9 protein-coding genes and 2 pseudogenes are annotated in these 8,735 nt (G+C 55.9%); 5 read left to right on the top strand and 6 right to left on the bottom strand.

The annotated features are described in order from the left end of the window. Positions 1-359: 359 nt before the first annotated feature. The 3 genes from NCT03_RS28400 (at position 360) to NCT03_RS28390 (ending at position 1,413) form a co-directional block, all read left to right on the top strand. Positions 360-659: a CsbD family protein gene (locus NCT03_RS28400; RefSeq protein ID WP_250494782.1), complete on the top strand. Its 300-nt coding sequence runs from the start codon at positions 360-362 to the stop codon at positions 657-659. Positions 660-742: 83 nt separating this feature from the next. Then, positions 743-1,117: a phage holin family protein gene (locus tag NCT03_RS28395; RefSeq protein ID WP_250469528.1), complete on the top strand. Its 375-nt coding sequence runs from the start codon at positions 743-745 to the stop codon at positions 1,115-1,117. Then, a complete protein-coding gene (locus tag NCT03_RS28390; RefSeq protein WP_250494781.1) occupies positions 1,114-1,413 on the top strand; it encodes a hypothetical protein in 300 nt (99 codons plus the stop codon). Before NCT03_RS28395 ends, NCT03_RS28390 begins: the two co-directional genes overlap by 4 nt. 93 nt (positions 1,414-1,506) lie before the next feature. Here the strand turns inward: NCT03_RS28390 and NCT03_RS28385 are convergent, their stop codons facing one another. The 3 genes from NCT03_RS28385 to NCT03_RS28375 form a co-directional block, all read right to left on the bottom strand. Next, positions 1,507-2,367, bottom strand: a complete 861-nt coding sequence (locus NCT03_RS28385; RefSeq protein ID WP_250494780.1) for a YsnF/AvaK domain-containing protein — start codon at positions 2,365-2,367, stop codon at positions 1,507-1,509. Positions 2,368-2,449: 82 nt separating this feature from the next. Beyond that, entirely contained in the window at positions 2,450-2,899 is a 450-nt protein-coding gene (locus tag NCT03_RS28380; protein ID WP_250469525.1) for a YsnF/AvaK domain-containing protein, read from the bottom strand. A gap of 11 nt (positions 2,900-2,910) precedes the next feature. Further along, a complete protein-coding gene (locus NCT03_RS28375; RefSeq protein ID WP_250469524.1) occupies positions 2,911-3,627 on the bottom strand; it encodes a hypothetical protein in 717 nt (238 codons plus the stop codon). Between the two features lie 513 nt (positions 3,628-4,140). Here NCT03_RS28375 and NCT03_RS28370 point away from each other — a divergent pair. Beyond that, positions 4,141-4,482, top strand: a complete 342-nt coding sequence (locus tag NCT03_RS28370) for a hypothetical protein (protein WP_250469523.1) — start codon at positions 4,141-4,143, stop codon at positions 4,480-4,482. A 255-nt stretch (positions 4,483-4,737) separates the two neighbouring features. Here the strand turns inward: NCT03_RS28370 and NCT03_RS28365 are convergent. The 3 genes and pseudogenes from NCT03_RS28365 to NCT03_RS28355 all read right to left on the bottom strand — a co-directional run. Next, positions 4,738-4,983, bottom strand: a pseudogene (locus tag NCT03_RS28365) (response regulator); the annotation flags it as partial. A 165-nt stretch (positions 4,984-5,148) separates the two neighbouring features. Beyond that, positions 5,149-5,379, bottom strand: a complete 231-nt coding sequence (locus NCT03_RS28360) for a response regulator (RefSeq protein ID WP_250469521.1) — start codon at positions 5,377-5,379, stop codon at positions 5,149-5,151. A gap of 1,376 nt (positions 5,380-6,755) precedes the next feature. Then, positions 6,756-7,115: an ElaB/YgaM/YqjD family protein gene (locus NCT03_RS28355; RefSeq protein ID WP_250469520.1), complete on the bottom strand. Its 360-nt coding sequence runs from the start codon at positions 7,113-7,115 to the stop codon at positions 6,756-6,758. 769 nt (positions 7,116-7,884) lie between these two features. On the opposite strand from NCT03_RS28355, the pseudogene NCT03_RS28350 reads away from it, so the two are divergent. After that, positions 7,885-8,646 (top strand): annotated as a pseudogene (locus NCT03_RS28350) (IS3 family transposase); the annotation flags it as partial. Between the last annotated feature and the right edge of the window lie 89 nt (positions 8,647-8,735).

The raw sequence follows: 8,735 nt of genomic DNA, 5'->3' as shown, positions 1-8,735 counted from the left end.
TCCTGATCTGCATGTATCCCTCGTACGAGATCATCGCCGCTCAAAGCGGCCATTATCCCTTCGTCGAGGTGTATCAAATCCTCAGTGCCGACGGTGTATCAATTTACTGGTGCCGATGACACGCGTAAGTCGCGTGGTTGGTGCATCAATCACAAGGGTGCGACGGCGAGCCGCTTTCACCACTCCATGAGAACTCGCGCGGAAGCGAGGCCAGGCCAAAGAAAAGCATTCTACGGGTACACAACTTGCACGTGTGCGAAGGTGCCTAACTTAATCAACACTTAGCCGCATAAGGCATGATCTGAGTGGGAGACAATAACGTAAGGCTTGCTCCACGCCTTTCAACTAGCGGAGGAAACATGGAAACGAATAAGGCGGAAGGAACGGTTCAGCAGATTACCGGTAAGGTGCAGGATGCGGTTGGTTCAGTAATGGGCGACACGGGAACACAGGTCGCAGGGAAGGCGAAAGAACTCGGCGGCAAGGCGCAACAACTGTACGCCGACACCGCCGACATTGTGCGCGATAAGACAACTGATAACCCGTTCACCGCGCTTGCAATCGTGGGCGGGCTAGGTTTCTTATTGGGCGCCATTTGGGCGAGCGCAAGCTCAGCGCCACCCGCCGCAACACGACAAGATATCGCGGGACGTAGGTAATTAATTATCCTTTACAAAAGTCAACACCATGCGGCGCGGTGGCAAGGCGTCATCCCCTTGCCACCCAACAGGGGCGAAACCATATGTCGATCCACTCTAAAATCACGCGTTGGCGCAACGTCGGTCATTTCTGTACAGCGAGGGTGGCGGACTATAGCGAGCTGTTTCTCAGCGAACTTCAACAAGCTAAAGCCAAGGTTATGCGTGAGCTCATCGCAATGGTAACGCTTGCGATAGGGATCTTGTTCACGCTGTCATTCCTTTGTTTCGCAATTATCGCAACCGCTTGGCAGACACCCTACTTTCTTGCTTCGGTTTGGGGAATCGCCGGTCTTTGGCTGGTCGTTTCAATCGCCGCATTTTTCGTGATGCGGAAACAAAAACCAACGGTACCATTTAGGTCACTTCGGTCCGAAATGCAAGCTGATATCGCGGCTGTTAAGGAGTCGATGAAGTGAGCGCAAACGACGTTAGCACCTCCCAACGGACGGTTGTCGTCCGAATGGGCGCGACACGGGCTGAATTGATCGCGGCCAACCATATCAACTCGTCGATTGCCGAAGCCCGGCGCGGCGAGCGCGCACGTCCAGTTCAACAGGGACCGGTGATTCTTCAGTCGCCGTATGCGCAGCTGATTTCTGTCGTCTCGGTCGCAACCGTTGTCCTGGGGCCGAAGCACGTGGTGAAATCGTTGTTCGGCCGAATACTCATTCCTTGGATGACATACTCGTTAAGGAACTTGTTCCGTCGTTGAGACGGAACCTGCGTCTCTCGGGTGTGCGCCCGCGGGACTTAAATGGCCGGCTGCGTGCCTGCGCGATCACGAAGCAAGCCGGCCCATCCGCACTTAAAGCGGCGTTCTCTTGGTATCAGAGGTAGTCGTCGACGCGCCTTCGAGGCCCGCGGTTCGTTCGACCTCTACCTCAGTTCCACGCACCGTGTCGTTGACGGTCTCGGTTCGATTAGAGCCTTCCTTGCCCACGACCACTTCCTCGACGACGCGTGCCGTTTTTGCAACGACAGGCTGTTCCGCTGTTTCCTTGATCTCGACAAACCCTTCCTTCAAGTCTGCTGCAGTCGCAGGCCGATCGACCGCCCGCCGTTCAATGCTAGCGTGCTCTTCGCGAAGCGATACGGACTCACTGACTGGCGTCTCCGTCAGCCGTGAGTACACTCGCACGCCGCCCGTATGGACGACGCGCTTGCCAACCTCCAGCGACTCCTGAACGACTGGGAACGCCTGTCGTTCGGCCGCGACCTGGTCGGCGGTATAGGCAGGAGCGCTGCGATCGTAGCCGGTGTATCCGGCACCGCGCCACTGGGCGACGCGCGAATCAATATCAACAGCGCCTGCAGCATACAGTGCGTCGCGTACCCGCGCGCTTGCGGATTCGTCTTGCACGTCCACCGACAAGAGCGCGCCGCCGCGACGAACCGCTTCTTGGTAGTGGTCGACTTCCTCGGGACGATCGTCGTCGCCAAAAAGGTTCTTGAAGAAGTGTTCGATACGTCCCATCGCGCCTTCGTGCTGCTCGCCGGTACCGCCCGTCGTCACATCGCGCGTGGCGGTGTCGGTACCAAAAGAAGAACCGGCATCGTTCGTGTGAACGCTCATATCGGAACGGGCGACGCCTTCTGTTTCGAGCCGAGCCTGTGCAACCTCGGCATCTTGAAAACTGTTAAATACACCGATGATCGTTTGAGTCATAGCAGCATCTCCAAAGAAAGGCCTACGCTAAGCCAGGAATACCGCGCGTGCCGTGCTCTCGCAACCGCTGTTCCTGCGTCTATCAATTCACGTTCGGGTCGCGTCTCCATTCGCCATCCGCACCTTCGCGCCGTTCCACGATCAGCTCCTCGGTGTTGACGAGCACTTGATGCACCATGTCCCTTTGCGACTCGGTGGTCTTAATGTGTACCTCTTCCTTCAAGGTCAGTTGCATCCTGACCACAGGCACGTATTCGTAGACAGGGATGATCAGGGTGTTACCTTCCTGCCGTGGTTCGCTGCGCTCGTCTACTGCACGGTTGACCGCGACGCGGCTGACTTCGACCTGTTCGCTCCTCAGCCGCATGGCGACCGGTTGCATTTCCTCATGCACGACCTTACGCACGCGCACTGCGCCGGTTTCTGTTTTTCTGACGTCCACCGCAAGTTCCTCCTGCACGGCAGCGAGGCGAACCTCGTCAGACACGTCAGCGGGCGGCGGCGGAGCGTTTGGAGGCAGTTTTGAGTTCATTGAAAGTTTTATCAAGTACGACGACCCGCTTGAACCGTGCGAGCACGTGCGGGGGCTACATCGCGATCGGCTGCCGATCCGCCGCCTTCTTCAAACGGAGGCTGGTGGCGGAAGCCGGTCGCGCCCGAAACGATGGCGATGATCGCGCCCACGATCAGCGCGGCAAATGAGAACCAGCTCGCTCGGGCAACGCCTCGCGCGGCGGCATCCGCTATCGCACGCGCGTTCTGCTCGGCGTCCGGGCCGGAGGCGGCCGATGCAGCCGATGCTACTGCCGCCTGGACTTGTTGTTTGGCCGAGTCGACCATCTGATTGCCGCTGCCCGACTGATTCGCAGCTGTCGCACCGACCTGCGCGCTCGTCGCGGCAACACTGCCCGCCGTATTGACTGCTCCAGAGATGAGCGAAGTCATGCCGTAGACGACCAGGAGTGTCATGACTGCCCACGAGAGCAGGCCATGCAGCCAGCCCAGCACCGGTGCGCAGCGCCCCGCATAATAAGAACCGACCAAAACCGCAATGACGGTGGTGACGATAACCCACACCCCAGAGCCAAATCCAAAGCCGTGCAACGCATCGGGCTTAGACATCGGCGAAAGGAGCGAAGCGCCGACCGCCGCGCCTAGGACGCTCATGATCAAATAAACGATCATCGAAAGGATGACGCCCGCGATGACGGCCCCCCAAGACAAGCGTGGTAGTCCATCGCTGGTTGTAAGCAGTTTCATAATTGCCTCCAATGTTTATTAAATTTTGTGCAAGCCTGCGTAGGTCGCAAACGCCGTGCCGTGCGTCCAACCGAAGGCATTCAGAATGCGTTAGATCAAGAATGGAGATTGCCGTGAACAACGGAACCCTCGACATGAATTCGAGAGCAATCTCGATCTCACATAGCGGATGAACGCCGCCTTCAGCCTCGCGGGGGTTATTTGATGTCGATGCTGGGGCAACACGTTGTCCCGTACATTGCGTTATGTTGGAGGTGAAGGAACCCCCTTCTGACTTGGCTACTTCCACCGACACTCCAGCGCTGACATGACCCAGATCCACGGGCCGACAACAGCACCGCCACGAGCATTTCCGAAGCGACTTACGAAATCGGGAGAAAGTGTCGCAGTTTGCTCAGCGCGAGGATGCGAAGCGCACCATGCTAGAAAGAATGATTGAGCGAGTCAGCGTGTTCTTTGGCGAACCGCGATTTCTACTGACTTTTTTATGTGCAAGCGTGGCATGGATCGTCAGTGACGTCTTTTTGCATCACCTCGGCTATCGCTACTTCGACGAACCGCCGTTTCTTTGTTACAGGACATTGTCACTTTCATCGGTGTCCTGATCACGATGGCGGTGCTTATTCGGCAAAATCGCTAGCGCGTATCGAGGAAGATCGCACGCATCTCCAACTCCAGATCAATCTGCTGGCCGAGCAGAAAACCACCAAGATCATAATGTTGCTTGAAGAGCTTCGACGCGATCTTCCTCACATACCTGGCCGGCACGAGCAACATGCGGAAACCCTGCAGGCGGCGAGCGATCCGGATGCCGTTCTAGAAGCGATTGAGCAACGAAAGGAGCAACGCGAATGAGTCGCTCTAACCGGTCCCGGTACCGCGTCTCATTGCAATAACGGTTCAATCGAGCAGGCACGGGAACGCCTTCGTCGAAAAGCGTTTCCGAGAGGCCACGACAACTGAGCATCTCTATGCGATGTTGTTGTAAAAAGATCGCCCAATCGAGGCACGTTATGTCTTTCTTCGCCGAGCAAAAGCGGCCTTACCGCGAACTCAAATTCGTACTTGCCGTTCGTGAAACAGTGCAGGCGTAGACGAACCACACCTTCGTTAGCCCAATGTTTTTGAAATCACGCGCAGCAACTTTCCCACGGCAAAAGGTTTTTGTAGCAAGGCGATCAATCGCAATTCCGAAACAGGAGGTGTCGCGCTTATGGCGATCACGGGAATATGGCGAAGTCGGTCGTTCGATTTGAGATGATTGAGTAGCTCGTCGCCGTTCATCTCCGGCATTTGCCAGTCAGAAACGATGACGTCTGGCAACCAGCCTTCAGCGATTTTTAAAGCCGCAATTCCATCATGCGCGACTCTCGTTTAGTATTTGGCGTCATCGAGAATCATCAAGAGCACTTCAGCTATTGCCGGTTCATCGTCGACGAGCAAGATTTTCGGCATGTGATACTTCCTGCTATTACGGTGGACCATGCGGCTCAATTTTTTAAAGCAACAGTCAGTCCCGATTTATGCCAGCAGCGCGAGTAGACGATCGTAATCGACTGGTTCCGCCAAATGATGGTTAAAGCCTGCATCGAATGCCGCCTGACGGTCCGCTTCCTGGCTCCAGCCGGTAAGCGCGATCAGTAAGAGGGTTTCGCTCGGAGACTCGAGCCGCAGTTTTCGGGCGACTTCAAAACCGGATATGTCCGGCAGGCCAATATCGATGAGCAGAACATCGGCTCGAATATCGGACACTCACCGCAAAGCAGCCTGGCCGCTACTTACAGTTGCGGTCACGTGTCCATCAATTCCAAGCAGCATCGAAAGGCTAACCGCTGCGTCTTCACTGTCGTCGACGATCAAAACGCGGCGCTATTCGTTGCCTGGACCTCCTGACCATGGGCGGCAAAGTACCTCACCAAACTCACTCGCCGCTACTGGAGATGCTTGGGTCCGTCGCAGATAACCCTTCCCGAACGTCGGCGCGTAAGTGCGCGACATGTTCTGGTCGCCGAAGCCATGTGCGAAAACGAGCGTGACAGGTCCCGCTCCGCCGATATGGACATTGTTGTAGCAGCCAACAGAGCGAAGGTAATGAAAAGAGTGGATAAAAATTTGCCAATCAGATGAATCAACGTTTGGCTTATATGGTTTTTTTCGGAAGTCTTAAATTCCTCAAAAACATTCATAGCTGCCAGAAGGTCTCGGCACGTTGAAAACCCGCAGCAACTCGTCCCGAAAGTCTGAGATGTCGAGCACGTGCTAAGCGCGCGTGAGCGCGACTTACAGCAGCCGCATTTCGTCTTCGTTTAACGTCAGCCGGTCGCCGAGCACCTTGAGTCGGAAATCGGTGACGATTTGCCCACATAGTCGCTTCGGCCTCAGACCTGCGGCGTTAATCGAGCGACCGCAGGTAGTCGGTGCCCCGGTCGTCGATGATCTCGACAACCGGCAGCAAGCTCCGCTCGACGGCGCTCCAGGCGAAAGGTTGCACTTCTCACCTGTTCTTGAAGAGCGGCAAGGCTTTGGGCCGGAACGCGCATCGATGGGCGCGAGTTCCGCGTTCCTTCCGGTGATGGTTGGCATCTCGATCGAGTCGAAACCGTATCGGCCAGTTCGTGCAGGGGCCGTCATTGCAATCGGGCTGGCGAATGAGCCCCATCCCGCGCCCCAATAGTTTTAATATGGTTTCTTCATTCCACTGCCTGGCGAAGCATGCTCGTTTGGTGGCGAGCGTCGTTCTTGCCCCAATCCGGGGATGTCGTTCTTTATGCTTGGTCCAGTCGCAGGGTTAGACGGATATCGATCGCCCGAGTGCAAATACGTCAACACATTGGTAGCGTTATCTTGTGAGGGCGAAGGCTGGCCCACGACCGTTGCCGCGTTTCGGGGTCTTTCATTTTCGTCCGCCAGTGCAACAACCGAGCAGACCAGGACCAAAATCCCGAAAATTTTTGCGGTAAGCACATCGACTCGTTGAGCATGAGAGCCCTTCTTGACAGTCCAGGTGCGATACGCCCGCACGTCTCAACGAGCCCGGTGACCTGTCGGCAAATTGGCTCTCTTAATGAAAGACGCCTGCCTTTCGATGATGGATCTGCGCGGAACATTCGGCCGCGCATCGGCTCGGCTCACCGTGAGATCATCATGCCTATTACTACACCACCCAATGCTGCCATGACGATCGCTTTCCAAGGACTGTCGTGCACGAAATCGTCGGTTGTTTCACTCGCGACTCGATATCTGTTGACCAACGCATCTTGGACGTCGGAAAGCTTTTTCTTCGTTCCGAAGCCTTCCGCGGCTGACGAAGGGGTGTTGGTATCAGCGTCCCAAGATTGGGACGCATCGCGGAGACTCCCTTCGCTGCTTGCCGACAAAAATTCGGTTCTCGCTGTTGAGGCGTCTTCCTCACCGACAGGAAACGGGTAAGCACTCTCACCTTTTTCGGTGACCAGAGAGTTGACGGATTTTTCAGCAATTTTGTCCATGACATCGCCGCGAGGGTTAAACAGCGTTGAGTTTTAATTGGTTCGGAAGTTCGACTTTTCGCGGTTCCATTTGAGATGCAATCGTTGTTCCGCCTTCGGCGTTTCTAGAGGGAATCGTGCTGCGACCAAACGTACAACTGTTCACAGAATGTTCGCAAGCCGAGAATTTGATCGGCCGCAAAGTGCAATGATTGAGAAGGACCGGTTCTCGCCCTTCGGCTCACGTCAACGCTCACCCCCGCGCGCTGCAACAATTGCTTCAATGCGATCTAGCGCGAGTATGGGACGTTTGAGGACAACATCTGCACGCGCGATGACGAGTGCGCCAACTATTTCCAAGTTTTGCGGGTCAAGTCGGCCAATATTAGTGATTAGCTCAAGTATTCGCATCGCCACGGCCGCGTCGTTCTTAAATTCGTTTGCAACGATGGCTCTGCGCAGCGCTAGCACCATAACCAGGCCGTCCTCTGTCCTCATTTCCACCCTCTGTCGAGTAGTCGCAAAAAATAAAATCGTCAGCGCGTTTCAGCACATCCTCCTCGCTTCGCGGGAGTGACAGTCCGCTTCCCAAGACGAATATGAAGTGCAGATAAACACAAAAACGCATTGCTCGCCATCAATTAGTCATCCACACTGTTCGTGACCTGTCTAACGCACTCTTGCGATCGAACGGTTCGTAATGGCTGTCTTGACCCGAAACATCTGATTATAAAATCATAAAGCGACGCCCAATCTGCTGTGTCCAAACTGTTCGACCGTATGGCCGCTCAAAAAACTGGATTGCGCGCTCGCCCTTACTGCCCGGGGACGACCAATGAAAACGGTCTGCGATGTTCTCGGCGTGGCGCGCTCTACTTTGGCAGTCAGAAAAGCCCGCTCTCCAGACTGGCAGGACGGCCGCCGCGCCCGACAGACCGACGACACGGAACTGGTCGCTGCAATCCACGAGCATGTGGCGGGCTTGCCGACTTATGGATACCGACGAGTCTGGGCATTGCTGCGACGTAGTCACGAATTGACCGGTGCGCCGTGCGTGAACGCCAAGCGGGTCTATCGCGTCATGCGTGACCATCAGTTGCTGCTCCGGCGCCTTGGCCAGCGACGCGATACCCGCCGACATGATGGACGCATTGCCGTTGACCAGAGTAACGTCCGCTGGTGCTCGGACGGCTTCGAGTTCCGTTGTGACGATGGCTCGCCGTTGCGCGTGACGTTCGCGCTGGACTGCCATGACCGGGAAGCTATTAGTTGGGCAGCGACTACTGGCGGCCATAGCGGCGACGTCGTGCGCGATGTGATGCTCGCAGCGGTCGAGCAACGCTTCGGCACGCCGCAGGCAGGCGCACCCATCGAATGGCTGTCGGACAACGGCTCTGCCTACATCGACCACCGTACGCGCAGCTTTGCCCGCGAGTTGGGTCTGGAACCGTTGACGACGCCTGTTCGTTCGCCGCAGAGTAACGGTATGGCCAAGTCGTTTGTGAAGACAATCAAGCACGATTACATTGCCTTTATGCATAAGCCTGATGTGGGACCTATCCGCAATTCTGTGGGCGAGGCATATTATGAGAGGTAAAAGTCATGGATATGCCGATGAAGAAGAAACGCACCGTCGCTTCT

The sequence above is a fragment of the Caballeronia sp. GAWG1-1 genome (assembly GCF_023631465.1).
Taxonomy (GTDB): domain Bacteria; phylum Pseudomonadota; class Gammaproteobacteria; order Burkholderiales; family Burkholderiaceae; genus Caballeronia.
This window is presented reverse-complemented; position numbering and strand designations above follow the sequence as displayed.

Coding starts and splice junctions, on each gene's coding strand:
- NCT03_RS28400 (WP_250494782.1), top strand. CDS start 360: ATGGAAACGAATAAGGCGGAAGGAACGGTTCAGCAGATTACCGGTAAG.
- NCT03_RS28375 (WP_250469524.1), bottom strand. CDS start 3,627: ATGAAACTGCTTACAACCAGCGATGGACTACCACGCTTGTCTTGGGGG.
- NCT03_RS28380 (WP_250469525.1), bottom strand. CDS start 2,899: ATGAACTCAAAACTGCCTCCAAACGCTCCGCCGCCGCCCGCTGACGTG.
- NCT03_RS28355 (WP_250469520.1), bottom strand. CDS start 7,115: ATGGACAAAATTGCTGAAAAATCCGTCAACTCTCTGGTCACCGAAAAA.
- NCT03_RS28395 (WP_250469528.1), top strand. CDS start 743: ATGTCGATCCACTCTAAAATCACGCGTTGGCGCAACGTCGGTCATTTC.
- NCT03_RS28385 (WP_250494780.1), bottom strand. CDS start 2,367: ATGACTCAAACGATCATCGGTGTATTTAACAGTTTTCAAGATGCCGAG.